The organism is Streptomyces sp. NPDC052396 (assembly GCF_044593195.1).
Taxonomy (GTDB): Bacteria; Actinomycetota; Actinomycetes; order Streptomycetales; family Streptomycetaceae; genus Streptomyces.
Genome location: NZ_JBIUAW010000016.1, coordinates 64696 through 91510 on the forward strand (window position 1 = coordinate 64696; position 26815 = coordinate 91510).

Annotated in this window: 30 protein-coding genes and 1 pseudogene; 21 read left to right on the top strand and 10 right to left on the bottom strand. The window is 69.7% G+C overall.

From position 1 onward, the window contains the following. The first annotated feature begins 723 nt into the window (after positions 1-723). Both ACIHFE_RS30510 and ACIHFE_RS30515 read left to right on the top strand, forming a co-directional pair. Positions 724-2151: a phenylacetate--CoA ligase family protein gene (locus tag ACIHFE_RS30510; protein ID WP_400111690.1), complete on the top strand. Its 1428-nt coding sequence runs from the start codon at positions 724-726 to the stop codon at positions 2149-2151. Next, positions 2148-3065, top strand: a complete 918-nt coding sequence (locus tag ACIHFE_RS30515) for a hypothetical protein (RefSeq protein WP_400111691.1) — start codon at positions 2148-2150, stop codon at positions 3063-3065. The genes ACIHFE_RS30510 and ACIHFE_RS30515 overlap by 4 nt, the downstream gene beginning before the upstream one ends. Positions 3066-3264: 199 nt before the next feature. Here the strand turns inward: ACIHFE_RS30515 and ACIHFE_RS30520 are convergent, their stop codons facing one another. Together ACIHFE_RS30520 and ACIHFE_RS30525 are read right to left on the bottom strand one after the other, a co-directional pair. Further along, positions 3265-4005, bottom strand: coding sequence for an IclR family transcriptional regulator (locus ACIHFE_RS30520; protein ID WP_400111693.1), 741 nt, complete (start codon positions 4003-4005; stop codon positions 3265-3267). A 225-nt stretch (positions 4006-4230) separates the two neighbouring features. Then, a complete protein-coding gene (locus tag ACIHFE_RS30525; protein ID WP_400111695.1) occupies positions 4231-4701 on the bottom strand; it encodes an RICIN domain-containing protein in 471 nt (156 codons plus the stop codon). Positions 4702-5271: 570 nt separating this feature from the next. On the opposite strand from ACIHFE_RS30525, the pseudogene ACIHFE_RS30530 reads away from it, so the two are divergent. The 4 genes and pseudogenes from ACIHFE_RS30530 to ACIHFE_RS30545 all read left to right on the top strand — a co-directional run bounded on the left by ACIHFE_RS30530 (position 5272) and on the right by ACIHFE_RS30545 (position 8466). Next, positions 5272-5946 (top strand): annotated as a pseudogene (locus tag ACIHFE_RS30530) (response regulator transcription factor). Then, positions 5943-6365 (top strand): hypothetical protein, encoded by a 423-nt coding sequence (locus tag ACIHFE_RS30535; RefSeq protein WP_400111697.1) that lies wholly within the window; start codon positions 5943-5945, stop codon positions 6363-6365. Before ACIHFE_RS30530 ends, ACIHFE_RS30535 begins: the two are co-directional and overlap by 4 nt. Further along, positions 6356-7402, top strand: coding sequence for a sensor histidine kinase (locus tag ACIHFE_RS30540; protein ID WP_400111699.1), 1047 nt, complete (start codon positions 6356-6358; stop codon positions 7400-7402). Before ACIHFE_RS30535 ends, ACIHFE_RS30540 begins: the two co-directional genes overlap by 10 nt. 446 nt (positions 7403-7848) lie before the next feature. Continuing rightward, complete coding sequence (locus ACIHFE_RS30545; RefSeq protein ID WP_400111769.1) at positions 7849-8466, top strand: response regulator; 618 nt, start codon at positions 7849-7851, stop codon at positions 8464-8466. 309 nt (positions 8467-8775) lie between these two features. Here the strand turns inward: ACIHFE_RS30545 and ACIHFE_RS30550 are convergent, their stop codons facing one another. Beyond that, complete coding sequence (locus ACIHFE_RS30550; RefSeq protein WP_400111700.1) at positions 8776-9591, bottom strand: methyltransferase domain-containing protein; 816 nt, start codon at positions 9589-9591, stop codon at positions 8776-8778. Positions 9592-9828: 237 nt separating this feature from the next. Further along, positions 9829-10011, bottom strand: coding sequence for a hypothetical protein (locus tag ACIHFE_RS30555; protein ID WP_400111702.1), 183 nt, complete (start codon positions 10009-10011; stop codon positions 9829-9831). Here ACIHFE_RS30555 and ACIHFE_RS30560 point away from each other — a divergent pair. Continuing rightward, positions 10010-10285, top strand: coding sequence for a hypothetical protein (locus tag ACIHFE_RS30560; protein ID WP_400111704.1), 276 nt, complete (start codon positions 10010-10012; stop codon positions 10283-10285). The two genes, ACIHFE_RS30555 and ACIHFE_RS30560, sit on opposite strands and share 2 nt — an antisense overlap. Before the next feature lie 191 nt (positions 10286-10476). Continuing rightward, entirely contained in the window at positions 10477-10893 is a 417-nt protein-coding gene (locus ACIHFE_RS30565) for a hypothetical protein (RefSeq protein WP_400111706.1), read from the top strand. 4 nt (positions 10894-10897) lie between these two features. Here ACIHFE_RS30565 and ACIHFE_RS30570 read toward each other — a convergent pair whose 3' ends face one another. Further along, a complete protein-coding gene (locus ACIHFE_RS30570; protein ID WP_400111708.1) occupies positions 10898-11533 on the bottom strand; it encodes a hypothetical protein in 636 nt (211 codons plus the stop codon). 357 nt (positions 11534-11890) lie between these two features. Here ACIHFE_RS30570 and ACIHFE_RS30575 point away from each other — a divergent pair, with 357 nt between their 5' ends. Continuing rightward, positions 11891-12655 (top strand): hypothetical protein, encoded by a 765-nt coding sequence (locus ACIHFE_RS30575; RefSeq protein WP_400111710.1) that lies wholly within the window; start codon positions 11891-11893, stop codon positions 12653-12655. Positions 12656-12907: 252 nt separating this feature from the next. Here the strand turns inward: ACIHFE_RS30575 and ACIHFE_RS30580 are convergent, their stop codons facing one another. Continuing rightward, positions 12908-13663, bottom strand: coding sequence for an MBL fold metallo-hydrolase (locus tag ACIHFE_RS30580; RefSeq protein ID WP_400111712.1), 756 nt, complete (start codon positions 13661-13663; stop codon positions 12908-12910). A 48-nt stretch (positions 13664-13711) separates the two neighbouring features. Next, entirely contained in the window at positions 13712-14452 is a 741-nt protein-coding gene (locus ACIHFE_RS30585) for an alpha/beta fold hydrolase (protein ID WP_400111714.1), read from the bottom strand. Between the two features lie 161 nt (positions 14453-14613). Between ACIHFE_RS30585 and ACIHFE_RS30590 the strand changes: the two genes are divergently transcribed. Together ACIHFE_RS30590 and ACIHFE_RS30595 are read left to right on the top strand one after the other, a co-directional pair. Further along, positions 14614-15033: a MarR family winged helix-turn-helix transcriptional regulator gene (locus tag ACIHFE_RS30590; protein ID WP_400111715.1), complete on the top strand. Its 420-nt coding sequence runs from the start codon at positions 14614-14616 to the stop codon at positions 15031-15033. Between the two features lie 252 nt (positions 15034-15285). After that, positions 15286-15942, top strand: a complete 657-nt coding sequence (locus tag ACIHFE_RS30595) for a recombinase family protein (protein ID WP_400111717.1) — start codon at positions 15286-15288, stop codon at positions 15940-15942. A gap of 128 nt (positions 15943-16070) precedes the next feature. Here the strand turns inward: ACIHFE_RS30595 and ACIHFE_RS30600 are convergent, their stop codons facing one another. Genes ACIHFE_RS30600 through ACIHFE_RS30610 form a run of 3 tightly spaced genes read right to left on the bottom strand, consistent with a single transcriptional unit; the run spans position 16071 to position 18156 of the window. Next, positions 16071-16583 (bottom strand): hypothetical protein, encoded by a 513-nt coding sequence (locus tag ACIHFE_RS30600; RefSeq protein ID WP_400111719.1) that lies wholly within the window; start codon positions 16581-16583, stop codon positions 16071-16073. A 47-nt stretch (positions 16584-16630) separates the two neighbouring features. Continuing rightward, positions 16631-17200 (bottom strand): peptide deformylase, encoded by a 570-nt coding sequence (locus tag ACIHFE_RS30605; RefSeq protein WP_400111721.1) that lies wholly within the window; start codon positions 17198-17200, stop codon positions 16631-16633. After that, positions 17197-18156: a multiprotein-bridging factor 1 family protein gene (locus ACIHFE_RS30610; protein WP_400111723.1), complete on the bottom strand. Its 960-nt coding sequence runs from the start codon at positions 18154-18156 to the stop codon at positions 17197-17199. The genes ACIHFE_RS30605 and ACIHFE_RS30610 overlap by 4 nt, the downstream gene beginning before the upstream one ends. Before the next feature lie 167 nt (positions 18157-18323). Here ACIHFE_RS30610 and ACIHFE_RS30615 point away from each other — a divergent pair, with 167 nt between their 5' ends. From ACIHFE_RS30615 to ACIHFE_RS30660, 10 genes are all read left to right on the top strand, one after another. Beyond that, positions 18324-19472 (top strand): glycosyltransferase family 1 protein, encoded by a 1149-nt coding sequence (locus ACIHFE_RS30615; RefSeq protein ID WP_400111725.1) that lies wholly within the window; start codon positions 18324-18326, stop codon positions 19470-19472. A 63-nt stretch (positions 19473-19535) separates the two neighbouring features. Continuing rightward, positions 19536-20279, top strand: a complete 744-nt coding sequence (locus tag ACIHFE_RS30620; RefSeq protein WP_400111771.1) for an HAD family hydrolase — start codon at positions 19536-19538, stop codon at positions 20277-20279. Between the two features lie 221 nt (positions 20280-20500). After that, on the top strand, positions 20501-20767 hold the full coding sequence (locus tag ACIHFE_RS30625; RefSeq protein WP_400111727.1) for a hypothetical protein: 267 nt from the start codon (positions 20501-20503) through the stop codon (positions 20765-20767). Further along, entirely contained in the window at positions 20721-21230 is a 510-nt protein-coding gene (locus ACIHFE_RS30630; protein ID WP_400111729.1) for a DUF6879 family protein, read from the top strand. The genes ACIHFE_RS30625 and ACIHFE_RS30630 overlap by 47 nt, the downstream gene beginning before the upstream one ends. A gap of 33 nt (positions 21231-21263) precedes the next feature. Next, positions 21264-22106 carry a helix-turn-helix domain-containing protein gene (locus ACIHFE_RS30635; RefSeq protein WP_400111731.1) on the top strand — a complete coding sequence of 281 codons (843 nt, stop codon included), beginning with the start codon at positions 21264-21266 and terminating at the stop codon, positions 22104-22106. A 181-nt stretch (positions 22107-22287) separates the two neighbouring features. Next, entirely contained in the window at positions 22288-22635 is a 348-nt protein-coding gene (locus ACIHFE_RS30640; RefSeq protein WP_400111732.1) for a hypothetical protein, read from the top strand. A 50-nt stretch (positions 22636-22685) separates the two neighbouring features. Then, positions 22686-23465, top strand: coding sequence for an XRE family transcriptional regulator (locus tag ACIHFE_RS30645; RefSeq protein ID WP_400111734.1), 780 nt, complete (start codon positions 22686-22688; stop codon positions 23463-23465). 17 nt (positions 23466-23482) lie between these two features. Further along, the gene (locus tag ACIHFE_RS30650; RefSeq protein WP_400111736.1) at positions 23483-24667 is read left to right on the top strand and encodes a M20 family metallopeptidase; all 1185 of its coding nucleotides are present in this window, start codon (positions 23483-23485) and stop codon (positions 24665-24667) included. Positions 24668-24902: 235 nt separating this feature from the next. Continuing rightward, positions 24903-25781: a class I SAM-dependent methyltransferase gene (locus tag ACIHFE_RS30655; RefSeq protein WP_400111738.1), complete on the top strand. Its 879-nt coding sequence runs from the start codon at positions 24903-24905 to the stop codon at positions 25779-25781. Further along, entirely contained in the window at positions 25781-26815 is a 1035-nt protein-coding gene (locus ACIHFE_RS30660) for an amino acid--tRNA ligase-related protein (RefSeq protein WP_400111740.1), read from the top strand. Before ACIHFE_RS30655 ends, ACIHFE_RS30660 begins: the two co-directional genes overlap by 1 nt.

Here is a 26815-nt window from a genome sequence, read left to right on the forward strand (position 1 = left end):
GGTCGCGTAGCAGGTCAAGCGCATGGTTGTGGTCATGTGTCCGTGCGCTGTGCGGCGGCTTCGGCAAGGGTGCGGTACAGGGTGGGCAGGCTGGGGGTGCTTGCCCTTGTGCTTGCCCCGGGTGATGACGGTCTTCTGCTGGATTTCCTTCATGGGGGTGCCCTTGGCGCGCAGGGTGAAGGCGTACTCGATTCCTGTCAGCGCCTCGGGAACCTGTCGTTGTCTGTTTCCCTGGGAGGGCGATGCCCGGTTGTGTGTCTTGATGGGTGTGCGCGGTGGTGTCGGTGTCTCGGCTCGGGCTGTGGCGTGTCTGGGGGCCTGTGACCGGTGCGTCATCTGAATATGCCCGGGTGTTGGTGCCGGGGTGCATCGGGGTGTGTGTGGGTTGTTGTTGGGCTGGGTTGGTTGGGGTGTGGCGGGGGTTTGTGTTGGTGGGTGGTCCGTTGAGTGGACCGGATCGTTGCTTGTGTGTGGTGGTCGGGTCAGTGTGTTTGTTGTCAAGGGACGCGTCGCCGGTATTCCTGTGGGATTCGGGCGGGGGTCTGTTCGCAGTTCACAGGGGAGGTCTGTATGAGTGCGGTCAAGTCGAGCGCGAAGCAGTTCAAGTACGTCATGGGTGCGCTGACGGCGGTGTTCTTCGGCGCTTGTTCGGCCAGCTGAGGTTGAACCCCGGGGGTGGGGGCGGTTTGCCGTCCTCACCCCCTTTTCTGTCTTGTTTGAGGTGTGGGGGAGGTATCAGTGCTGGAGACGGCGCTGCGGCAGGTGCGGGTGGCCACGGCGATGGTGTTCGGCCGGCGGTTGAACGTGCGGGCTGTGGAACGGCTGGTCGCCGATGCGCTCGTCACGCTGGAGGAGTTCGGTTCGCTTGGTGATGACGTCGATGAACTGGCCGATGGGCCGTTCACCGATCCGGCTGAGCGCCGTGATCTGCAGAACCGGGCGCTGCAGCGTACCGTGCGCAGGCTTGCCATACGCTCGCCTTTCTACCGGGAACGGCTTGCCGGAGTGGATCCGGCCGGGATCACGACGGAGACGCTGACCCGTATCCCGGTGACGCGCAAGGCGGACCTGATTGCCCGCCCCGCCGATTTCCTGTGCAGCGACCCGTACTTGGTGACGCAGACCACCGGCACGACCGGCGCGCCGGTCCGGATCTGGCTCTCGCGTTACGAGATGGAGCTGTGGCCCGCCCTGATCGCGCTGTCCCTGGTGCTCCGTGGTGATCTCGGCCCCGGTGACCGGATGCAGATCAACCTCAGTTCGCGGGCGACTGCCGCTGTCCAGGAGGACGTTGAGGTGTGCCGCCTCGTCAATGCCGCCTGTCACGTTGTGGGGCAGGTGCCGCCCGAGGAGTCCGTCGAGCATCTGCTCGGCCGCTCGGGCCCCCGGCCGACGGTGCTCACGGGCAATCCCAGTTATCTTGCCCGTCTGGTGGGTGTTGCCCGTGAACGCGGATACGGGCCACAGGATTTCGGGCTGCGCGCGGTCTATGCGGGAGGGGAGATGCTGTCGCGTAATCTGGCGGCCGCTTTCCGTGAGACCTTCGGTGCACGCACTGTCGGTGACTCTTTCGGGATGACCGAGCTGCTGCCCGTCAGCGGCCGTACCTGTACGCACCATCATCTGCACATCGACCCCAACATGGGGTACACGGAGGTCCTCGACCTTCGGACGGGCGAGGCGGCCGGGCCGGGCCGTCTCGGTGAGCTGACGGTCACCCCGTACTTTCCTTACCGGGAGTGCATGCCGGTCCTGCGGTACAACACCGGTGATGTGGTCCGTACCCTTCACGGCGAGCCGGCCTGTGAACTCGCCTCGGTCCCTGCGGTCTCCCATATCCTCGGCAAGGCGGGGCAGTTGTACCGCACCGCCGATGCCGTCGTCACCCCGCGCGACATCGTGGAGGCGCTGGACGGCACCCCCGGCCTGCCGTGGCCGCTGCGCCACCGGGCGGAGGTCACCGCCCGGGGCCGGCTGCGCATAGAGGTGGCTTCCAGGGAACTCGGTGCGGCCGAGGTGACCGAACGGCTGCGGGCCGAGGGTATCGACGCCGACGTGAGCGTCCTGCCGCTGGACGACACGGAGGCGGCGCTGCGCTTCCCGCTCCGCTGCGATCTGCTGGAGCACACCTTCACCCGGAGCCAGGCATGACGGTCTTCTTCCAGCTCGCGGTCAGCTGTGTCCTGGCGCTGGCGGTGTGCGCCGGTGCTGTGGGCTATTTCCGCACGGTGCGCACCATCCGGCCGCCGATCGGCGTCTTCAACGGCGCCGACATCTTCGTGATGATGGGCTTTGTCCTGGCGCTGCCGTACCTCTATCTGGCGCTGCCCGGCGGGGTCCTGCCGGTGGTGCTCGCGGTGGCTTTCGCGGGTGGGCTGTCTGTCGGCTACCAGCCTGTCATCGGCGATGCAAGGCTGCGCTGGGCGCTGATCGCCGTGCTGATTGCGGCCGTGTTCGGCGCTCATCTTGCCTTCGGTGACACCGCCGCGCCGTACTGGATCGCCAACAGCTGTGTTGTCGGCCTGGTTGTCGTCTCCGCCACCAACCTCAATGTCCAGGGCGGGATGCGGCTGAAGAACGTCGCGTGGTTCCTGCTCGCGCTCGCCGCCTACGACGCGTTCTTCGCCTGGGTCGTGCCCCTGACCGAGGAACTGTCCGACGCGGTCCAGGGCTACCCCTTCGCCCCCGCGGCCGGGCTGCGTATCGGGGAGGACCTCGGCGCCGTGCTCGGCATGGGCGACCTGCTGGCCTACGCCCTGTTCACCACTGCCGCCTACAAGGCGTACGGGAAGGCGGGGCTGCGCACCGGGATCGTGCTGGTCGTGCTCTTCGGCGCGGTGGCCCCGGTGGCTGCCTTGCACATGGTCGGTGCGGTCACGGGGCATGCCGTGGCGGTGATCCCGGCCCAGGTGTTCTTCGGCCCGGCGGCTTTTGCCGGCCACCTGCTCCTTGGCCGCCGGGGCCCGGAACGGCGGATGGCCGAACTCGTCTTGCGCCGCGGCCGGATCGCGGCCCCAGGGGCGGCGGCCGGCCCGCGCCGCGGCCTGGGCGGGGTGGCGCGGTGATACGGGTGCGGGAGGCGGACGGGGCCGGTGCCGAGGCCGGTATCGGGGCCGGTATCGGGGCTGTCTGGGCGGCCCGGGTCCTGCGGCGGACGCTGCGCGGCACACCAGAGGCGGCCGCACACGAGACGGTGCGGCCGGCGCCCGGGGCCCGCCCCGCGAGCCCCGGGCGCCGGGCGCCGGGCGCCGGGCGCCGGCCGGTTCAGCGGCCGGGGCCGGCTGTGCCCGCGGAGCCCTTCACGGCTCTTTTGGGGGCCGGGCCGGTCCTGCGGGGCCTGGGCGCGGGTTCCGGCAGGCGGGCCAGCCTCCCGCTGATCGCCGACGCCGCGCGGCTTACGGCGTCGCGCAGTGGGGGGATCAGCTTCGCGTCCGGGGCGGTCACCGCGAGGGCGGCCACCACCTGGCCGGACGCCGAGTGCACCGGAGCCGCCACGCATGACAGCGACTCCACGCACTGCTCGTAGTCGAACGCGAGCCCGCGCTCCCGGATCCCTGCGGCCTCACGCGCCCAGGCGGCCTGTGTCCGCCCCGCGGGCCGCTGCGGCACCGGGGCGGCCGCCGCCAGGACCAGTTCGGCCGCGCTGCCGGGCGGCAGGACGGCCCCGGAGCGCAGCGGGAAGACCTTGTCCACCTCGCCCCGCATGCCCCCGACGACGACGATGTGTCCGGCTTCGGGCACCGACAGGCTCAGGCTCACCTCGCCGCTGACCGCCGCGAGTTCCCGTAACGGCTGGGCCGAGGCGGCCCGCAGCGCGCGCGCCGGATGCCAGGCCTGCCCGAGCCGGAACGTCCGCGGGCCCAGCCGGTAGCGGCCTTCATGACTTTGCACCGCGCCCAGTGCGACCAGCTGCCCGAGCAGCCGGTGGGCGGTGGCCTTCGGCAGCGCGGCGTCACTGGCCAGCCGGGTCAGCCCCACCTCGTCATCGTGCGCGAGTACCTCCATGAGTGCGAACGCGCCTTCCAGCACGCCGCGTCCCTCAGCGCCGGATCTCGCCATGAGGGTCCCCCTCTCATGCCGGGCCGTCGACCGGACGGCCCGCAATTCCCCCGTGCAATTCCCCCGTGCAATTTCCCCGTTCACGCCCTTCGGCCTGCTGGTCGCCGACGAGGCACACGGCCCGTCCGGCTTGGCGGGCAGACCCATGAGGCAGCCGGGGCAGCACGCTTTTCAGTGCCAGAGCTGGTACGGGCCGTCGTTCCAGTCCGACAGGTACACATCCTTGTTCCAGTTGCTGTCCAGGTAGCGCTGTGTCGCCTTGTTCTTGAGCTTCCACCCCCCGTTCGGCTGCTGTTCCTCGGACCACTTTTCATAGTCGTTGTTCTTCTGGCAGCCTTCGAGATACACGGACGTGCCGTAGCCCGTGAGGCACGAGCCGTCACCATAAGCCGTCTGCAGCGCGTAGGTGCCGTCGCCGTTGTTCACCTCATGCCATGTCGGTTCCTGGCCACTGCAGCCCCCTGTGCCGACCACAGTGGCGGTGTTTCCCAGCCAATTGGTCTGCCAGCGAAGGCAGTAGCCGGTCGCGTCGTCCTGCCACTTGATGTTTCCGTCGGCGTGTGCGGCTGCCGCTGTGGCGAAAAGCAGTGCGGGGGCAGCCGAAAGCACCGCCAATACCCGCAGGGTCCGGTTCTTACGCACGTAACGTCTCCTATCGCAATGACTTGCCATCGAATCCATCAGCCGAATCCATCGGCCGAATCCATCGGCCGAATCCATCGGCCGAATCCATCGGCCGAATCCATCAGCGAATGAGCTGATGCGGTTCCCGGTACGCGTATACGGCGAGCGCCGGCATCGGGCTGAACACCGGCAGCGGTGAACCTAGTTCAGCCTCTGCCCGATGAACAGTTGACGTCTGCACAGTGACGCCCCCCGCTGGTAACACAATGCACAGCGAGCCAAGGCCCGCCCCTGCCCGCCCTGGCCGGCGTACGCCGGGACGGCCGTCCCGGCGGCACCCGGCGGTAAAGGCGCCGCACGCGACGAGAACCATGGCCGCCGCGTCCGTGCCGTCAAACAGGCAGCCGCGGGCAAGCGGGCCAGGGCAGCGGTATGCGCAGGTGCCACGAGAACTCCCGAGAGGTGAGCGGTTTCGCGTACGACGCGAAGTGACCCCATGGTGCTGGCCGGTTCATGAGAAAACCGTGAGCGTATGATCATCATCGATCGGGCCCTGAGGGGAGGGGCCGGCGCGTGGCTGGGGGGCCTGTGCGAGTGCTCGTGGTGGAGGACGAACCGGATCTGCGGGCCATCATCGGATCGGGCCTTCGCAGCAAGGGCTTCGTCGTCGACTACGCCGGCGACTGGCTCCCGGCGGACGAGCTGATCACCCGTACCGCATACGACTGCGTGGTCCTGGACCGCATGCTCCCGCACGGCGACGTCCTGCACGAGCTGGGCGAGAAGCGCCGCCAGGGATGGTCGACACCCGTGCTCTTCCTCACCGCACTGCATAGCCTTCCCGAACGCATCGCGGGATTCGAGCACGGCGCAGACGACTACCTGCCCAAACCGTTCGCGATGGCGGAACTGGTCATGCGCGTGAGCAGCCTCGCCCGGCGCGCCCCAGAACGGCTCCCGGTGATCCTGCGCTGCGCCGGTCTCGAACTCGACCTGCCCCGGCGGGAAGTCCGCCGGGACCAGGTGCTGCTCTCGCTGTCACCCAAGGAGTTCGCCGTGCTGCATGTCCTGCTGGTCCGCCAAGACCAGGTGGTGAGCTAGAGCGAGCTCTTCCAGCACTGTTGGGACGATCTCGCCGACCCGGTATCCCATGTGGTGGACGCGGTGGTGGCCGGACTGCGCCGCAAGCTCGCAACCCCGCCGCTGGTCCACACCGTCCGGGGGCAGGGCTTCCGGTTGAGCGCCCCATCAGGCCTGGCGTGACCCCCGCCCGCCGGGGCCGCGACCGGGATCGCCCGCCGGCTTGCTCCCCGCCCTCTTCCCCGGCCCGCAAAGCCCTCGCCCGCCTGCGCATACGCCTGACCATCGCCTACACGGTGTTCACCGTCATCGGCCTGGGCGCGCTGTCCGCCGTGGCGATCCACACCGATGCCCGCTCACGGCAGACCGCGGAGCTCGATGAGATGAAGCGCCGTGCCACCGTCGCCCGGTCGCTCATCTGCACCACCAACGGCCATCTCGACTTCGACGCCCTGAGCGACGACGACATCACGGACAGCACAGCCGTGCTGATCGTCCTGCAGAGCCGGCCCAACGGCACCCTGCGCCCGGTCTTCAGCGGCGGCCACCCGCCATTCCACGTCTCCACACCGCGTCTGCTGCCGGTGGCCGCTTGGCATTGAGCCGCGACGACACCGCCACATCCATGGGCCGGGACGACACCGGCCACTCGGTCTACTACCTGGCGACACCCTTCTACGACGACACCACCCGACGGCAGGCCGGCGTGGTCGCCATCGCGGGAGACGCCTTGCGAGGGGCCCCGGCGCACCACCGCCTGATCGCCGCCCTGCTTGCCGGCTGCGCCGCACTCACCGCCGCCGGCGCGGCCACCGGTCATCTGCTGTCCCGCCGCAGTATGCGCCCGGCCTGGCAGGCCTATGAGCAGCACGAACGTTTGCTGGGCGACGCAGCGCATGAACTGCGCACCCCCGTCACGGTCATCCGCGGGGCCGTGGACCTGCTGGACCACTGCCCAAACGCCCTGCCCGAGCACCTACTGTCCGATGTGGTGGACAACCTGCTGACCCGCAGCCGCCTCCAGGCCGGCGCGCATACGCCCCGGCTCGGCCCGCTGCGGCTGGACCAACTGATCGAGACCGTCTGCGCGGAGCTCCCGGCCGGCGGCCACCAGGTGTCCCTGGACCTGCAGGAGGCCGTCGTCACGGCCGACGCGGCGCTGGTCCGCACCGCAGTGCGCAACCTGCTGGACAACGCCGTACGCCATGGCACGACAACACCGGGCCAGGACAACGCCGACATCACCGTGACCGTACGGGGCGCCGAGGTGTCGGTGGCCGACCGCGGCCCGGGCATCCCCTGCGCCGATGTACCGGCCGTCTTCGCGCGCTACCACTCGCTGCGCGCAAGCACCGGCATCGGGCTGTCCCTGGTGCAGTGGGTGGCCGACACACACCACGGGAGCATCGGCGTACGGCCGAGACCCGCAGGCGGCTCGGTGTTCACCCTGCGACTGGCGCCCGGGCACACCCGCTGGTGGGGGCGCACGCCCGGCCGCCTGGGCCACCGCATGGGCATCGATGACCCCTTCCGGCTCGGTCGGCATGTGGTTCAGCATGCGGCGGACCATGACGATCTCCAGGGGCATGCGCATAGGGTCCGGCGAGGACGCCCGCCTGCCCGGCGGAACCACCACTGATCCGCACCCGGTTCTTCGCCAGGCCCGTTGCTCTCAACGAGCCGCACACCGCAGGGCATTGCCCGCAGGTACGCGGCCGAGCGCCGTGAAGACCCGCCGTGACCAGCTCGTTGAGCATGCCGTCGGCACACCAAGGCGGGACACCATCGGTGATGCAGCCAACGATCACCGCAGGAGATCATGGCGGGGTACTGACATCGCATCAGCGCGTCCTGCAGCCAATACCACAGAGGTCCTGTACGCCGGCTCATCCGGCCTCGCCGGTGACAACCATCGTGCTTCGCCCGGCGCAGGCTCGGCGGCGGCTTCCGGGTCCGCGCGCGCATCCCGCTGGACCGGCCATGACGAGGGCGGTTCCCCAAGGCGACGTGGAGCACGGCGAAGTGGAACGCCGGCCCAGGGTGGTGATCGCGGACGACCAGGAGCTGGTGCGCACCGGTTTCCGGATGATCCTCGCCGCACGCGGCATCGACGTCGTCGCCGAGGCCGCAGACGGCGCCGAGGCGGTGGCGGCGGCGGTCGTGCACCGGCCCGATGTCGCACTGCTGGACATCCGGATGCCCACCATGGACGGCCTGGAGGCCGCCCGCCGCATCCTCGGCCTGCTCCCGCGGTGCAGGGTGATCATGCTGACCACCTTCGACCTGGACCATTACGTGTACGCGGCCCTCGCGGCCGGTGCGAGCGGCTTCCTGCTCAAGGACGTCACATCCGCCCATCTCGCCGCCGCCGTACGACTGGTGGACACCGGGGACGCACTGCTCGCGCCGTCGATCACACGCCGCCTGGTCGAACGGTTCGCGGCCGGCAGCCCACAGCCCTCCGCCGCCGACGCCCCGGCGCTCCACCTCCACCTGGCCCCGCTGACGCCGCGCGAGGTGGAGGTGCTCACGCTCCTCGGGCGCGGGCTGTCCAACACCGAGCTGGCGGGCCAGCTGACACTGAGCGAGTCGACAGTGAAGACCCATGTGGCCCGGATCTTCGCCAAGTTGCACCTCCGCGACCGGGCGCAGGCGGTGGTCCTGGCAAAGGAGACCGGGCTCGTCGCGCCGGGAGGAGGGTGAACGGGCCACCGCCCGCGCGACCGAGACCGGCCACCGGCCCTGCAGCAGGTCCGCGAGCCGGCAGCCCCCCTTCGGACCGTCCACACACTTCGTGAGGTGCCCCCTAAACCCTCCCGGCGAGCCCGGACTCGATGGTCCACTGGTCTATGACCGATGCCATGGCCCGCACGAAAGCTCACAACACCCACTGAGGCGTGAGTGAGCATCACGGGGCCCGGCACGGTAAGGCCTTCGCGGGCACGGCAACCGGTGAGCGGTGGTACGCATCATCGTGCAAAGGGGCTGCACATCCGACTGCCGTTCACCTGCTCAGTGCGGTTTCCGCCCCCAAGCGGAGATCAACGGCGCCGTCGCGGTGTCGAGGTGACCGGATGCGATGTTCGCCAGATGCTCCTCGATCTCCTCGGCCGTCGCCAGCCCGCCCTCGATCAACCGATCGCGGATCTGCCGTACGGTCGCCGCCTCCAGCGCACTGCCGGCCGGGGAAGTGATCGGGAAGTACGCATCGGCCTCGACTTCGGCCAGCCCGGCCGTACGCAGCAGCCGGGGGAGCGTCCGCCCGAAGGCGAGCTGCGCGCCCCGCTCCGCGAGCAGTGTGCGAAAACCGCGCCGGATCCGGTTCGCAAGCTCCTGCTCAGGGCCGTACTCATCGGGGCAGGCCAGCGGCTGCAGCGCCGGATCGGCATCCTCCACCAGCAGCCAGCCACCGGGCCGCAGGGCCCGCACCATCTGCCGCAACGCGGCCTCACGCTGCGGCACATGCACCAGGACGAGCCGCGCGTGCACCAGGTCGAACGGCCCCTCCGGCGCCTCGTCGACACCCACATCGTGCCGTACCACCTCGTACGGAGCCCCGGCCTCCGTTATCCATGACGTATCCAGATCGGTGGCCAGCACCCGGCCCTTCTCCCCGACCCGCTCGGCCAGCCACCCGGGCACGCTCGGGCCGCCCGCCCCCACCTCCCAGCAACTCCACCCGTCCGCGACCCCCAGCGCCCGCAGCCGCCGGAACGTCACCGGATCGAACAAATCTGCCAACGCCGCAAACCGCTCCCCCGCCTCGGCCTGCTGGTTGTCGAGCAGATACCCCTCGCCGCGCTCCGCGGCCGCTTCATCACCCGTCACCGCCCGAAACTATCAGGAGGTGATCCGGCCGGACCTGTGCCGCAGATCGGGCCTGGGGTTGTCGACCTGGGCGTATCCGCCGGGACTTGTGGACCGGGTGGTGGTCACGTACGGGCGGAGTGAGCAGCACAGACGGCCGCTGCCTGCGCGGCTGGTGTGCACTTCGCCCCGGCTCCGGCGTTGTTCCCGCCCGTTGCGTATCCGGCGGCTCCGCGGCACCTGCCCGGCCGGCAACCCTCACCGCTGCCGCACACGGCCCACCAGATCGAAGGCGGCATGCCGCCACTGTTCGTAGTCGAAGGCGAAGCCGGACTCCCTTGGACGTCCTGGAGCGACGTGGCGGCTGTTGAGCAGGAAGCGGCGGCCGAGGCCGGGACCCCGGGCGTGGGGCGCCCGGGCCGGGCCCGAGGAGGCGTTCATGCGCCGCTACGACCAGCGCACCCCGCACATGCCGTTCCCCGACGACGCCAAGGCCCTGCTCGTCATCGGCCTGCACGCCGACCGGCGATCAGTTCAGGCCCGCGCCCGCGAGCGCGGCCTGAAGATCTTCTACCTCGACACCGAGGGCGTCACCGAGAACGGCGTCCACAAGCCGTACCTGATCGAAGGCGCCCGGGAGGGCGACGTCGTGGTCCGCTCCGAGGCCACCCCCGCCCTGCTCCACCTGGCCAAGCTCCTCAACGTGAACGCCTGAGCGAATCCCGGCCGACCCCGGGGCTGTTCCGGGCTTGGGGAACATCGGTACAGCGGTTGGCGCTGAGATTGATCATGGTCGGCTAGCGCACCGGATGCCCGATCGCGGGACGTTGTTTTGATTCCGGGCGGCGGGCTGTGACCAGGGGCTAGGGTCGCCGGGTCTACTTGTCGTACGAGAGGGATCGCGCGATGCCTGAGCGGATCTGGCACCCCATCAGCAAGCTGGAGTTCTTCATCGACCACACCCGGCGCTGGGCGGTCGACGTACGAGAGAACCTGGAGACGCTGGAGGAGGCCCGCGCCAAGCCGCATGTCCTTGCCGACGCCGACGTGGCGCGGATCAAGCGGGTCTACACCGAGCAGGCCGGCGATCTGACCCTGTTCGAGGAGCAGGCGGAGGCGTGGGGCCAGCTCGCGGACCTCAGCCCGTCGAGGCGCCAGAAGCTGGAGGCCCTCAACGGGCAGCTCGCCGGGCTGCGGGAGCTGAACAAGCAGGTGCTCGATCTCGCCGACGAGCTGGCGAAGGGCACCATCGACACGGTGATGGCGACTTCGGACGCGGAGCTGGGCCTGGCCGCGCTGCTCGGGCAGAGGCCACAGGTGTAGATCGTCAGCGGTCGATGCTGGCCCGTACGGTGCGTACGAGGGCGGCGTCGTCGCGCATGACGGCGGGGACCGCGGCATCCGCGCGGACCTGGCCGTGGTCCTCGCCGCACGGGCAGACGCTCCACCCGTCCTTCTCGATCTTGTCCGCGACGCGGTCCAAGACCTGCGCGGTCTCGTCGAGGACACCGGCCGGGACGGGCGCGAGGTCGCTGTCCAGCTCCGCGATGGCGGAGCCGATTTCGCAGATCAGGTCGATGGCGTGCTGTGCGGTACGCGAGTCGCCGTTGGTGGTGGCGTACTTGGCGGCCTGGGCCAGGGCCATCAGGGGGCGTCCGGTGACGCACCGGTCGGTGGGTACCGTGCGGTTGTCCAGACGGAAGGGGCGGATGCCGTGGGCCCCTTCGGCGCCTTCGGTGGACTCGGCACCGGCCTTGGCGATCTTGTCGGCGATGACCGATGGGTCGATGTAACGCAGCGCGGAGCGGGGCTGGATGTCCATGCGCTCGGCAACGGTGTTCACCGCGTGGGCGAGCACGTTGCGCACCCCGACGGGCACGACGTCCAGGCCGCGGGTGAGCAGTTCGGCCTCGGTCTGCGCAAGGAGTGCCTTGAAGCCCTGGGTGTTCTTGATGTCCGCCACGGCACCGAGCCTACGGCCCGGCGCTGATCGGCCGGGCCCCGCCGTGGGGAACTCACGCCGTGAACGCGGCCTGTCGCGGGGACGGTGGGGCCTCGGCGTTCGATGCCGACGTACACGGCGCGTGCGGCCTTGGCCGCCTGGTAGGCGGCGTTGAAGGCAGCGAGGCCCGTGGCGACGGGGATGCGGTCGGCGGGACAGGGAACCGGCAGTAGCTGCACGAGGGGCATCGTTCCGGCTGAGCGGTCCTGGGTGGCCATGACGGGCCGGTGATCCGGCCGAAGTCCCGCGTTCGGGCGTGGGTGTCCGTGCTGCTGACTACCGTGTCCGTCTGCGTGCCCTGCGACGAGAGGACAGCCGGTGACCGAACTGCCCATCCCCACACGGTTGACGCCGTTACGCGATGACCATCTGTGGTCGTTCCCGGACATCAACGGCTACCGCATCCATGTGCGGCTGCGGGTGTGGCCGACGAAGGAGGGCGGGCACCTGGTGGTCGCCACCGATCTGCAACTGGGCGCCGGGCTGATCAACGCGGCGGAGAGCCTGGTGCGGGCCTGCGTGCGGGAGTTCGGCCCGCAGGTGACGGTGGTGCGGCACTTCACGCCGTACACGATGAGCGCGTTCGAGCGGGACACCTTCGACGCGCTGCCGCTGGACGAGAAGGGCGTTGCCCGGCCGAAGCGGTGTACCGAGGAGATCCTGAAGCTGCTCGGGGCGGGTGTGGTCGGTTTCCCCGGGGATGCCCCGCCCGGCCCGGCCGACGCAGGCGCCTCGGTGGTGGCGCCGGAGAGTGTCCAGCTGGCCCGGCTGGTGGCCGCCGTGCTGCGGCTGACCCAGACCAAGGTCACCGAGCGGCGGCCCAACGGCTACCCGACGAAGCACGGCCCGGTGGCCGAGCGCGACCTCGATGCGCTCAGCCGGCTGCGGCTGATCTCCCCGGTGCTGAACCACCTCTCCCACTTCATCGGTGAAGTCGTGTTGGACCCGTACGAGACGAGGGCCGGCGCGAAGCGGGAGAAGAAGCTGGAGCGGGTCATCGAGACGCTTCAGGAGCAGGCGTGGCAGCTGCAAGAGCTGTTCGACGACTTGGTGAACGAGGAACGCGAGCGCGGGACGGACTGAGCCGCAGCGGCCTGACTGCCCGGCGATCTTCAAGAAACCAACGTTTAATGAAGATCGCCGCGCGTGTCGATTTCCGAAGTCCTCTTCACTGGCGAGCTGGTCAAACGCCACCGATTGCAGAGGACTTCGGACGGCCGGACTGTCCGTACTCCTCTGCGCGGCGGTGCACGCAACGGCCTGAGTCCGGTAGCCGGTAGACGGAGCGGAGCTCCTGCCCGGCAGGGAGGGCGGGCAGGTACGGATCGGTCGTACTCAGGGAACCATCACCCGCGTGCCGCTGAGAGCGATGCGGACCTCGACGTCGGGGGCGCGGCGGGCGACGGCGTCGGCGTAGTGGCGGGGGTCGGGGTCGGTCTTGGTCATCATCTGGTCGCCGAGGCGGCCGCTGTGGAAGGCGTAGTGGTGCGGGATCGCGAGCGTGGGGCGCAGTGCCGCGGTCAGATCGGCGGCCTGCTCGGCGTCCATGACGGTCTGCCGCATTCCGAATTGGCGGACGCACAGGCCGTTGGTCGGCAGGATGGCGAGATCGACCGGGCCGATCCGGTCGGGAATCGTGTCGAGCTCGGGGACGTGAAGTGAGTCGCCGCCGAAGAACACGGTGCGCCCGCCGGCCTGGAGCACGAAGGTCACCTCGTGGACGCCGTGCTCGCCCGGTGTCGCGGTCACCACCAGGGGGCCGACGGTCGTGCTCTCCCACGCCTCGATGGCGCGAACGTCGCGGAAGCCCTTGTCGCGGGCGATCCCGGCGACGGTGCCGGGGCCGATCAGCGGGACGGACAGGTCGAAGCCACCGTCGACCAGGGCGTCGAGGTCGCAGTGGTCGTAGTGCTCGTGGCTGACGACGACCGCGTCGATCCGGCCGAGGCCGGCGACGTCCGCGGCGACGTGCTCGCCCTGGTGGTAGGTGGCGGTCTCGGTGAACCAGGGGTCGGTCAGGATCCGGGTCTCGCCGATCTCGATCAGCTGACAGGCGTGCCCGATTCGCGTAGCGGCCAGTGCGGTCTTCATGATTTCCCCTTCGTCTGTCTCGCGTATGGCTGGTGGTCGGGGAAGCGGTCAGGCACCGAGGTCGAGGATGGCACCGAGGAGTTCTTCGGGGGTCTCCACCTGCGGGAGGTGGCCGGTGCGGGGCAGCAGCGTGAACATGGCGCCGGGGATGGCGGCGGCGTAGGCGCGGCCGTACTCCGGGGCGACGATGCCGTCACTCTCGCCCCAGATGACGTGGACGGGCAGGTGGAGGTCGGCCAAGCGGTCGATGAGGGTCTTGTCCGACATCGTGGGCCCCGTGTACCCGATGAGGGCCTGGATGTCGGGGCTCGGCCCGGCCTGTTCGGCGGGCGGGACGGGCGCCTTGCGCGGGTCGTGGAAGGAGTAGGTGCTGATCTGCTGCGGTGTCATCCCGGCGAGGTTGGTCATGGGGTGGCCGTCCACCTCGATGCCGATTCCGTCGATGATGACGGCGCCGCTGACGCGCGGGCTTTCCAGCAGGGCGATCTCGGCGGCGAGCCAGCCGCCGAAGGAGTTGCCGACGACGGTGACGTCGGTGAGGTCGAGCTCCTCCAGCAGTGCGACGTAGGCGTGGGCCAGCCCGGCGACGCCGACGAGACCGTCGGGCTTGGGGGTGCCGGCGAATCCGGGGTGGGTGGGCAGCAGTACCCGGGCGTGGGCGCGCTCGGCGAGGAGGTCGGCGAATCCGGCCATGGTGGGGACGCCTCCTCCTCCGTGCAGGAGCAGGAACGGGCGGGTGCGGTCGCGGTCCTGGACGGTCACTTCGACCGGGCCGACGTGGGTCGTCACGGTGTGGGCCGTGGTGCGAGTGGGCCCGAGAGTCCCGGCGGGAACTGAGGTGTTCGCCATTTTCCATCTCCCCTGAGACGTCGGTCTAAGGTTCCTTATAAAAGGAACCTTAGATCAAGGCTCGTATATAAGCAACCTTATTTATGCGGTAGGCTGCTGCCATGCGTGAACCGTCAGAGGTCGGCCTGGCCGTCAAGCGTCTCCAGCACCGGCACCACCGCGCCCTGAGCAAGGCGCTGTCGCCGCTCGGCCTTTCGGTGGTCCAGTGGGACACCCTGCGCCACCTGGACCGCAATCCCGACGCCTCGCTGCACGACCTGGCGGTGCTGACCTTCCAGACCGACCAGTCCTTCGGGTCGCTGGCCGTACGGATGGCCGAGCGCGGCCTGATCGAGCGGGTGCCAGGGCCCGGGCGCGCGGTGCGACACCGGCTCACCGACGAGGGCGCACGCCTGCGGGCCGAGGGTCAGGCCGCGGCCGACGCCATCGTCGCGGCCTCGTTCGACGCCCTGACCCCGGAACAGCTCGACGACCTCGGCGCACTGCTCGACGCCGCCCTGGGCGCCGATCCGACCGCCTGACCACGACGGTGTCGGCCACCTCCGGCGCATTGATCGTTTCCGGCTCGGCTGTCGACGCATCGGCGACCTTGGCCAGTGCCCTCCAGCGCCCCAGTGAAGACGACTTCGGGAATCAGCGCAGCGGACTCTGGGAACCGACACGCGGACCGCTGCAAGGCCCCCAGGGCCTTCAAAAACTCCTTCAACAACCCAGAGGCTTCAAGAACCTCGAAGCGCCGTTTTCTGACAGAATTCCGGGCGTGACCACGCCCCTTGAGCCCGACACCTTTCGAACTGCTGGCCGCCGAGCCCGCCGTTCGCACGGAGATCCGCATCGGATACGCACGCGTGTCCACCGGCGGACAGAAACTCGACCGGCAGATCGACGCCCTGAAGGCGGCCGGGTGCCGGAAGATCTTCGCGGATAAGAAGTCTGGCAAGAACGATCTCCGCCCCGAGCTCAAGGCATGCCACGCCTTTCTCGACGCCGGGGACACCCTGGTGGTCCCCGCTCTCGACCGCTACGGCCGGTCCCTCCAGGACCTGATCAACATGGTTGCCGAGCTCCGCCGCCGCGAGATCGGCTTCACCTCGCTGCACGAGAACCTCGACACCACCACCCCCGGCGGTCGGCTCGTCTTCCACGTCTTCGCCGCCCTGGCGGAGTTCATCCGCGAACTCATCGTCTCCGGCACCCGCGAGGGCCTGGCCGCCGCCCGCGCCCGCGGCAAGGTCGGCGGCCGGCCCACCGTGGTCGACGAGAAGATCCTGAACATGGCCCGGGACCTGCTGCCCAACCCCGAGCACTCCATCACCGCGATCGCCAAGATGCTCGGAGTCTCCCCGGGCACGCTCTACAACCACATCCCGGACCTGCGTGAGCTGCGGGCCAGCCGCATCCCCGCCCAGCTCGAAGGCGGCAACCGGTGATCCCCGGGTACCACCGCGCCAAGGGAGGCGCCCCGCAGCTGGGCGCGAAACCGGGCGAGGAAGGCCCGTTCGGGCCGTACGGCGGAGACGAGGACGGGGAACGCGGGGAGGAACCGGGCCAGGGCCCGTCACAGCCCCGGCCCGGCAGCTGACGCACCGACCGGCGGCTGGTCGAGCCGGATGCGGGCGGCGGCCCACAGCAGACGGCCGTCGGCCCGTACGGCGTTGAGCTTCGTGCGGTGGGCGGCACAGGCGTCGGGGGCGTCGGTGCGGTCGGCCTGCTCGGGCATCTCCTCGTCGAAGGTGCCGGGCGGCACCACCATGACCACCGCCTCCAGGGAGTCCAGCGCCGCCTTCAGCCAGGCCGAGGACAGCGGCACCGGCTCCTTGGGCACCACCACGGTGGTGGTGCCGGTCAGTGTCAGCGCGTGGAAGCAGCCGCCGGCCACGTGAACGGCGGCGGTCACCACGGGCATCGCCTCACAGCCCCAGGCGAAACCGGAAGCCAGCGCGCCCTGGACGAGGTCGCTGTAGGCGTCGGGATCGGGCTGGTGGACGACTTCAGCGACCCGCATCCGCGGCGTGGCGATGGTGGAGAAGGACCAGGTGCGCTGTGCTGTCGCGCTCAGCTCGTCGGTCACAAAAGGTGCAACGAGCCCGGCGGGGCACAGGGCACGGGCGAGGGGGGCTATTGGTCGTACGCCCACGAGCGGCCGGTCTGCCGGTACTCCTCCACCGGGATCGGCTCGACGCCGGGCCGCATGCGGGAGGTGTAGAGCAAGCCGTCGAGATGGTCGATTTCATGCGCGATGAGCCTGGCGAGGCCGCGCTCGTACACCGTGGTCACCTCGGTGCCGTCCAGCTCGGTGGTCACTACCGTGATCGTCAGGGGGCGGGGGACCATGCCGCGGACGTCGAAGAAGCTCAGGCACCCCTCGTACTGCTCGTCCATCTCCTGCGAGCGGGCGGTGATGCGCGGGTTGAGCAGGACGATCGGGGCTGCGGCGAGGTCGGCCGGCTGGACGACGGCCGCAGCGCGGCCGATGCCGATCTGCGGCGCCGCGATCCCCATGCCCTTGGCGAAGGGGTGCACCCGCGCGATCCGCTCCATCGAGGCGAACAGCGTTTCGACGGTCTGCTCGGCGGTGTCCTTCTCGGCGGGCAGGTCGAAGGTCCGGGCGACTTCGGCGAGGACGGGGGCGCCGTACTGCACGACGCCGAGGTCACGCATCTGCTCGCTGGGCCGCACCGTCGTCACGTCAGCTCCCTGTCGCTCGTCTGGGGTTCGGGCCGGGCCGCTCGGAAGCGCCATTCGAGACGGTACCGGGCGTGCAGGGGCGGTGTGGAGGTCGTCCAGGAGAACAGCCTCGTCCCATTCTCGTCCCGCCGCACGGGTGCGGTCCGCAGCGGGGACGCCTCGGCGGTCATGGAGGTCTCGGTGCCCCACACCACCGGGTCGAGGGCAGCGGGGAAGGCGAGCTGGACCTCCAGGTGCTCGGTGGGCAGCCGCACCGCCCGCTGGAACCACCGGCCCCACTTCTCATCCCCCACCGAGTAGGCGTACTCGATCCACACCGATTCGCCGGGGTAGAGGGGGAAGCGGCCCTGGTTGTTCTCGAAGAGCAGCCAGACCTCTTTGAAGGCGTCGCGGTCGTGTTTGGCCTCCCACCGCATCGCCTCACCCCGGCACGTCGCGCCCAGTGCCAGCTCGTCCCAGGTCAGCGGGTGGGTGCGGTAGTGGGCGTTGGACCGTTCCGGCTCGCCCGGGTACCGGTCGACGGAGATGCGGATCAGGTAGCGGGTGACCGGCTCGGAGCCTGTGTTCCGCAGCAGCCGGCGCATCGTCAGCCGGTACAGGCGCCCGTCGTAGTCGAGCCTGGCGGCGTCGTGCTCGACAACGAGCGCCGATCCGGTCGCGTACGGCTGCTCGGCCGCTGCCCGCGGGACCGGCGGCGCTGTCGCTGCCCGCCCGCCTCGGGCCTTGGCCGCCTCGTAGTCGCACCATCGCTTCCAGATGGCCTTGCCGGCGCCGAGGGCCTCGTCCGCGCGGCGGGCGAAGTCCTCGGTCGGCTTGTGCCGTCCGGACTCCACGTGGCTGACGTACGACGGATCGAAGCCCATCGCCGCTGCGAGGGCCCGTTTCGACAGGCCCCTCACCTCGCGCCAGTAGGCGGTCTCGGCCGCGAACGCCTCGGCCGCCTGCTCCGTGGTCATCGCATCCTGCTGGTCTCCCATCAAGGCCCCCGCCCGGCTGGCTGGTTGGTGACGAGAGTGAGTGAACCGTGAGTGAGAGCCATTCACCATCCCGTCACCGTCATTGACCCCGGTTTCCTTCCCATCAACCGGCCCGGACGACCCGGGCCCGGCGGGAGGAGACCGCCGTGCGGCTGCTGTATCTGCTGAACATCTCCAACCCCGGCCGGCTCTCGGCCGACTCCGGCTTCACCTTCGCCGACCTGCTCACCCCGGCCCTGGCCGACGCCGGGGTGGACGTGACCGTGGCCTCCCCGGCCCCCGCCGGCGACGAGCGGGTGGGGTTCGCGCCCATGCTCTCGCCGTCCACGAAGTACCGGGCCCGCCTCGATCCCGGCCTGGACGAACTTGCTGCCCTCGTCCGCCGGACGCGGCCCGAGGTGGTGGTGGCCAACCAGATCGAGACCGCCCCCGCGATCCGCGCCGCCCTCCTCGAAGCCGGCACCGAGGCCCGGATCGCCGGGTACTGCCACTACCTGCCCTTCTCCTTCACCGACGACGGCGACCTGAAGCTCGACCCGTCCCTGGACGACAGCGGTCTCGGACGGAGCGTGCTGCTGGCCTTCGCCGCTGGCCTCGCCGCCTGCGACCGCGTGCTCGTCCACTCGGCCACCGCCGCGTCCTGGACCACAGCGGCCGCCGACCACATGAGCGTCGAACTCGCCGAGAAGCTCCATGTCGTGCCCGCACCGCGCGACGAGCGCCTGGTCCGCGATCCCGCCGACATCCCTCCGCCGGACGGCCGCACGACCGGCGTCTACAACCACCGCCTGTACGCGCACTACGGCACCGCCCGCTTCACGGCCCTCGTCCGCCGCCTGACCGCCGAGGCTCCGGTGAACCTGATGGTGATGGACCTGTTCGGCACCCGCAGCCCCGAGCGCGTGCGCCTCGACCCCAGCCCCGAACGCCACCGCGACGAACTCGCCGCCCTCGACGGCGTCACCATCGCCTCCGACCGTGGCGACCGGGTGCGCTACCGGAACCTGCTGGCCAGCGCCCACTTCGGGATCGCGCCGTTTCGGCCGGGCTGCCCGTGGTCCATGAGCGTGGTGGACTGCCAGGGCATGGGCCTGCCGGTCATCGCCCCGCGCACGGGCTGGCTGGCCGAGCACATCGACGACGACCTGCTCTTCGACACCGATGACGAGGCCGTACGGATCGCGGCCCGGCTGGCCACGGACAGCGAGTTCTACCGGGTGCACGCCAAGCCCGTTGCTCTCAACAAGCCGCACACCGCAGGGCATTGCCCGCAGGTACGCGGCCGAGCGCCGTGAAGACCTGCCGTGATCAGCTCGTTGAGCATGCCGTCGGCACACCAAGGCGGGACACCATCGGTGATGCAGCCAACGGTCACCGCAGGAGATCATGGCGGGGTACTGACATCGCATCAGCGCGTCCTGCAGCCAATACCACAGAGGTCCTGTACGCCGGCTCATCCGGCCTCGCCGGTGACAACCATCGTGCTTCGGCCCACATTCACCAGCAACTTGAGGCACCGCTTGTTCAACGACGGACCCCGGCTGCCTTCCACAGAGGAGGCTGGCCGGGGCCCGCTTCGGGCCCGGGGCAGATCAAGGCATCTGCCGGCGCCAGGTGCCCAGGACGGTACATCCCCGCACGCCCCGAACGCGCCAACGAACTCATCGACATCTTCGACCTGCGGCAAGCCTCAAGCCCCCACCACATCCGGGACATGGCCTTCGAACAAGCTCGAACCGGCAGCTGACATGGTGGCCGTGGCGCGGGCGGCGCGGGCGGCCGGATACAAGATCGCGATGCTCTCGAACAGCTTCGGCCTGCACCCCTACAACCCGTACGAGGCCCTCGGCGTGTGGGATTTGTTCGACGTGACGGTGGTCTCCGAACGGGAGCGGGTCGCCAAGCCGGACCCCGCGATCTACCGGACGGTGCTGGACCGTCTGGGGCTGCCGGGCGAGGCGTGCGTGTTCGTCGACGATTACGAGCGGAACCTGCCGCCTGCCCGCGAGGCCGGCATGACCACGGTGCTCGCCCGCCCGGGAACGGGAGCCGTGGCGCGCCTGGAGACGTTGCTGGGCATCGACGGCGGCTGCACAGCCTGACGTCGCCGTCCGGAATTGAGCATCAGGGGAACCGGCGACCTGGGAACCTGGACGGGCTAGGTGAGGGGGTATAGGTCAGCTGCTGGTCCGCGGTGGAGCGGTCGGCACCGATCGCAGCCCAGTCTCCATCGAGGCGCTTGACGAACTGCAGCAGCAAGACAAGCCTGGCGCAAGTCCGCGCAACGTGCTTGGTACGGGAGTCAATTGTGGACCTACAGTTCATGGGCATAGACCCGGACACACCCAATGGCGGGTCGCCGCAGGTGTGGCTAGAGACGGAGAAGGCCGAGATTCTCGTCCAGGGCTGGCGTCCCGACGATGAGACGTACACCAAGATCAGTGAGACGGAGTGGGTGCCGGGTCACCCCATCGGTGTGCCCGACCATGAGGCCGTGGTGCGCATCCCCGTCCGGATGATCCCGATTTTGAGGAAGGCGTGCGATGCAGCAGAAGGTGCCGGACTTTTCCGCCCTGCTGAGGAGTGCTGAGCGTTCGGCGGCGCACCTGGAAATGCGCGACTCCTACATGGACGACCCGGTGTTCGCCGCCTGGCGCGATGGGCGCCAGATCGAGCTGCCGGAGGAGTACCGGGAGTGGTCCCGGCTGGTGAAGGAGACCGTGGGGCGGGACGTGACCCTGCGCCGGGCCCGCATCGTCTCAGAGCCGGTCACCGACTACATCCGGTGGGAGCACTCCATCACCGCCGAGCACAACATCGCGGCCGGCGAGCAGGTCCGCTGGCTCCCGCGCTGTGTCGCGTCCGACATTGCGCTGCCCGGGAACGACCTGTGGCTGATCGACGACCGGCAGGTGATGTTCCACTGGTTCACCGGGGACGGCGACTGGGCGGGGCACGAGTTCAACGAGGACCCCGCCGTGGTGAAGATGGTCACGACCGCCTTTGAAACCGTGTGGGAGCGTGCCGTCCCGCACGAGCAGTACACCGTCTGAGCAGCATCCTCCGACCGCACTCGGTAGTCAGCCATGTCCTCGTCCTCCAGCGTCGTTGAAGCGCGTCAGGCGCTCGCACGCCGCCTGTCCGAGATCCGTAAGGACTCCGGTCTCAGCGGGGACCAGCTGTCTGCCCAGTGCGGCTGGCACCCCGCCAAAACGAGCCGCATCCAAAGCGGGAAGTCCGCCCCGTCCAAGGCCGACATCAAGGCGTGGTGTGCCGCGTGCGGGGTCGAGGACCAGGTCCCCGACCTGATAGCCGAGGCCCGAGCGGTGCAGACGATGTACACCGAGTGGCGCCGGATGGAACGCACCGGACTGCGCGCCGCGCAGGAGTCCGTGAACAGCCTCTACCAGCGCACCAGCCTCTTGCGCGTCTACGCGAGCCGCGTGATGCCCGGCATGGTGCAGACCCGCGCGTATACCGCCGCGGTGCTGCGCTCCATCCAGCGCGAGCGCGTGGCCGTCGATGACGTCGACGAGGCAGTCGAGGCCCGCATGGACCGGCAGCAGATGCTCTTCTCGGGCCGGCACCGGTTCGGACTGCTCATCGAGGAGTACGTGCTGCATGCGGCGGTGTGTGACGCCGAGACGTTGGTGGGCCAGCTCGGGCACCTGATCAGCGTCAGCGCCCACCCGTTCGTCAGCCTCGGTGTCATACCCACCGCATGCGACCGCCCCCACCTGCCGGTCGAAGACTTCTACATGTTCGACGAGGCCGAGGTCGCTGTGGAGCTGACCTCCGGATACCTGCGCATCACCCAGCCCCGCGAGATCGCCGCCTACACCAAGATGTTCACCGACCTGGCCAGCATGGCCGTCCACGGCGCACAGGCCCGGCAACTGATCACCACGGCGATCAACGCTCTTGGGTGAGTTTCCGCAATCAGCCGCAATTTCATTGAGGGGCCCAGCCAGCTCTTCCTACCTTCAAGGAAGCCGCCGGGCCACAGAATTCGGCACGACGCCCCGCTTCCGGCGGCACCCACGTTGGCAGCCCTCCCGTGATTCTCCCCTGCTGCGATCAGGGTTGCCCTCCCGCTTGGAGGCCACCGCCGTGAACAACCGTGTGCCGTCCCACCAGTCGCTCCCCGCATGGCTGCACGAGGGAGCGCGAATCTTCGACTCCGGTGCGGAGATGGAGGCGATCGTGCAGTTCATCGGGGATTGGGAGGACCCCAACACGCGGCGCCGCATCCCGCAGGCCATCTTCCTGCGCCCCGTGAGCGGCGGCCGGGAATGGGTCGTGGAGAACCCGAAGGCGCTTACGAAGGCGGCCGTACTTCCCGCGACCGGAAGGCGCCTGTCACTACCTGGACGGACCCAGCAGGACAACTCTGGTAGCGGTGACGCGTCCGGCTGGATGCCGGTTCACTCGAAGCCAAGCCCGGGGCAGCCCCACTGACCTGCTGTCAGGAGGGGGGAGACGTCGGGTTGGATGCCGGTCGAGGAGGGATGATCGTGGCCGTAGCCGGTGGTACGGACTCGGCGCTCAAGCGGGCCCGGCTTGCGCGGAACATGACGCTGGAACAAGCGGCCGATGCCCTGAACGCGATCACTGGGGGCGCGACGGATGCGAGTCTGGTGAGTGCGTGGGAATCGGGCCGGCGTCGTACGGGCAAGCGGAACCGGGCCGGGCTGTGCGCGTTGTACCGCGAGCGCCCGGAGGTGCTGTTCGCTCACCAGGACGGTGCGGCCACCAGCGTGCTGGAGGCATCCGGTACCGCGGTGGTGGTCGAGGTGCTCACGCGCTGGACAGACCTGGTCGAGGCGATGGTTGGCGTTGCTGCCGGCGCGCGTGAGCAGCTGGTTGTCACCGGATCCCGGAGCCGGGAGAAGGCATACCTGGCAGCGATCGAGACGGCGGTGGCCCAGCACCCGGATCTGGTCCACTACCGGGTGTTGTACGGGCCGCCGCGGCACCAGGCGCTGGCTGACCACTTGCTGCGGTTGTTGGAGCTGCGTGATCCGGCCGCGCGCCGTAACGGTGTCAAGACGCTGCATCTGGGGCTCGTTGAAACGGCCGAGGCCCTGGAGCGCTTCTTCATCGCCTCCGAAGCTGCCGCGGTGGTGCCGCTGCCCTCCTTCCACGGCGCGGACGGGTTCGACTGCGGCGTCCTGCTCGGTCGCGAGGCGGCGGTGGGGCTGGTCCACCATGGGCGGGAGGCATGTGCCTCGGCGCGGCCAGTGGAAACGATTGACGCCATCCGCGCGCTACCAGTACGGCAGAGCTGATGTGGTGGGGGAGAGGCATGGACCTTCAGCAGACCAGGGCCCGTACGGCATCCGTGGTTGAGCTCGCCCAGGAGCTCATCCGGCGGCCGAGCCGGGGCGGGATCGACGGCTACGAGCCCGTCCTGGGCGTGCTGGAGGACTGGCTGGCCGCCCGTGGCCTTCCACATCGGCGTCTGCACGACGACGCCGGGGATCTGATGGGGTTGCTGGTGGAGATCCCCGGAGGCCGGCCCGGCTCCTGGTGGGCACTGGACGCCTGCGTGGACACCGCCCCGTACGGGGGTGAGTCCGCCTGGTCGTTCCCGCCGGATTCTGCGGAGGTGGTGGACGGCTGGCTGCTGGGCCGGGGCGCGGCCGACTCCAAGCTTGCCGCGGCGATGTTCTGCCACATCGCCGCCGACCTCGCGCCCCGCGCTGAGAATCTGCACGGCGGGCTCGCCGTGCTGCTGGATGCCGACGAGCACACCGGCGGCTTCGGCGGCGCCCGTGCCTACCTCGCCGACGCGGCCGCGACGCGGCCGGCCGGGGTGATGATCGGTTACCCGGGTATGGACGAGGTCGTGGTCGGTGGCCGTGGACTGTGGCGGGCCACTATCACCGTGCACGCCCCTTCCGGGCACTCCGGCTCCAGCAGAGCCGTGGTGGGCGCGATCTCCCGCGCCGCCCATCTCGTCCGCCGCCTGGACGCTGCCGAACTACCCGGCGCGGACAAGGCGTCCGGCTTCCCGCTGCCGCCGAAACTGTCGGTCACTTCCTTCCACGGCGGCGAGGGCTTCTCGGTCACTCCCGACCGGTGTGACCTCAATATCGACATCCGCACCGTGCCGGCGTTCGACGCCCACGACGCCGAAAACCTCGTCCGCAAGGCCGTCGCTGAACTCGATGCACAGATGCCCGCTCCACGCCCGACCCAGATCGCGCCGATCACCGCCTGGCCGCCGTTCCGGCTGGCTGAGAACGAGCAGCCCGCCGCCGCCCTGCTGGACGCCGCCGCAGCAGCAGGGCTGAGAGTGCGGGCGAAGACCGCCGGTCCGTCGAACATCGGCAACCTGCTCGCCAAGAAGGGCATCCCGGCGACCGCCGGCTTCGGAGTGCCGTACGAGGGACTCCACGGCATCGACGAGCGCGCCAGCCTGGCCGAGCTGCCGCAGGTCTACGCCGTCTACCAGCGGGCCGTGCTGGACCTCCTGCGGAAGGGCTGACGTCCCAGGGGCATCCCAGTTTCCTCCCAGATCCACTCCTGGTAAGGGCCCAACTCCGACTCTGGGAACCGGCCTTCTGCCGCAGTGACATAGAAGGAGCACCACCCGCCATCGAGTGCTATCGCCACGCACGGAGAACTTGCAGATCATCACGTCGATTTTGACGCTGTCTGGTCCTGTGACAGCGCCAACGCCCAAGTCATCAAGGACAAGGTCAACCGACAGGAGAGGCTGAATGGATCTCGGTCAGCACATCGGTTACGTGGACTTGGTCTCGCTGGTGGGTGAGACCAATCGTTGTCCTGGCGGGAAGCGTGCCATATCCCGCCTCGCCCAGTCCCTGCACGTTGGGCCGCACCACCGGGTGCTCGAAGTCGGGTCGAACACCGGCTTCACCTCCATCGAACTCGCCGCCATCACCGGCTGCCGCGCAGACGGCGTGGAGATCAGCGCGGCGGCCGTCGAGGAAGCCCGACGCAGCGCCGCGGCGCTCCCCGCACGGATCGCTGAACGGGTCTCGTTCCGCGTTGGCGACGTGCGGAAGCTGCCGTGGGACGAGGAGACGTTCGACGTCGTGGTCTGTGGGGGAGCGCTCGGGTTCGTCGAAGGCAGGGAGCTGGCGTTCAGCGAGATCCGGCGGGTGCTGCGCCCGCTGGGCATGGTCTCGATCACGCACCTGTACTACCGGAGTAATCCGCCGGCGTCCCTGCCGGACCGGCTGGCGGACGTGCTCGGGTTCCGTGTCCCCGTCTACGGGTGGAAGGAGTGGCTGGAGGAACTCGCCCCTGCCGGATGGGAGCTGTACGACTTCACCCGGCGTCCCCTGGCGGCCCGGCCGACGGAGGTCGTCGATGCCTACGCCGAGCACCTCACCAGCAGCGCCCGCATCCAGGCCCTCCCCCCGGAGCAGCGCGACCGGGTCCGCGAGCAGTGGCGGCACGCCTGCCATGTGTTCAACGACAACCACCGCCACCTCGGGGTGATGGACCTGGTCCTGCGCCGCCCGCTCGCCACCGGTGTCCCCGAACAGCCGGAGCTGTTCCTCGAACCCGGCGTGTACGACCGGTACTTCACCCACGAGTTCGTGCCCTTGACCGGAACGGAGAACCGCTGATGCCCGCCACCGCCGTAGGCAAGCCCCCGCTGTGGTCCGCGCCTACCCGCTACCTGGAACTGATCGGCTCCCCGTGGGGCCGCACCCTGGTGACGCTGCAGGACGCTGTCTCGTACGCGACGACCGCGTTCTGGGCGGGCCGCCGGGTGCCGACCTTGCACCTTCCGGTGACGACCGGCGCGGTGTCCTCCCCGATGGGGCTGGGCTCCGACTCCGAGCCGGTCGAGGTCGAGATGTTCGGCAAGAACGTCTACCTGGCCGACTCCATGCAGTTCGCGCTGGAGTACGGCTGCCGGCTGGCCGGGCGCGGCTGCTACTACCTGATGCCGTCCTTCCGCGGGGAGGACCCGGACGAGTCCCACCTGTGCCAGTTCTTCCACAGCGAGGCCGAACTTCCCGGATCCCTCGACACGGCCATGGCCACCGTGGAGGACTACCTGCGTCACCTCGCCCAGCACCTCCTGGTCACGTGCGCCGACACCGTGCGCACCGTGGCGGGGACGGTCGTCCACCTGGAGGATGTCGCCGCGGGCGCGGGTCCGTTCGAGCGGATGCCGTTCGCTGAGGCGGACCGGCTGCTGAGGTCGGATCCGGAGCTGGTCCGGACGGGGACCGGGGCGGGCGGGCGCACGTGGCGGACGCTGACCCGCGCGGCGGAGCAGCGCCTGCTGGCCTTGTGCGGGCGGCCGGTGTGGGTCACCCACTACGACCACCTGGCCGTGCCCTTCTACCAGGCGTACGCCGACGACGACCATCTCACCGCGTTGAACGCCGATCTCCTGCTGGGGGTCGGGGAGGTTGTCGGCGCGGGGGAGCGCCATGCCACCGCCGAGGAGGTGCGCGGTGCCCTGGCCGACCATCAGGTCGGCCAGGAGCCGTACGGCTGGTACATCGAGATGCGCGAGCGCCGGCCGCTTCGGACGTCGGGGTTCGGCATGGGGGTGGAGCGGCTGCTGCTGTGGGTGCTGGACCACGACGACATCCGGGATCTTCAGATCCTGGTGCGGCGCAACGGCCTGGACTGCACCCCCTGA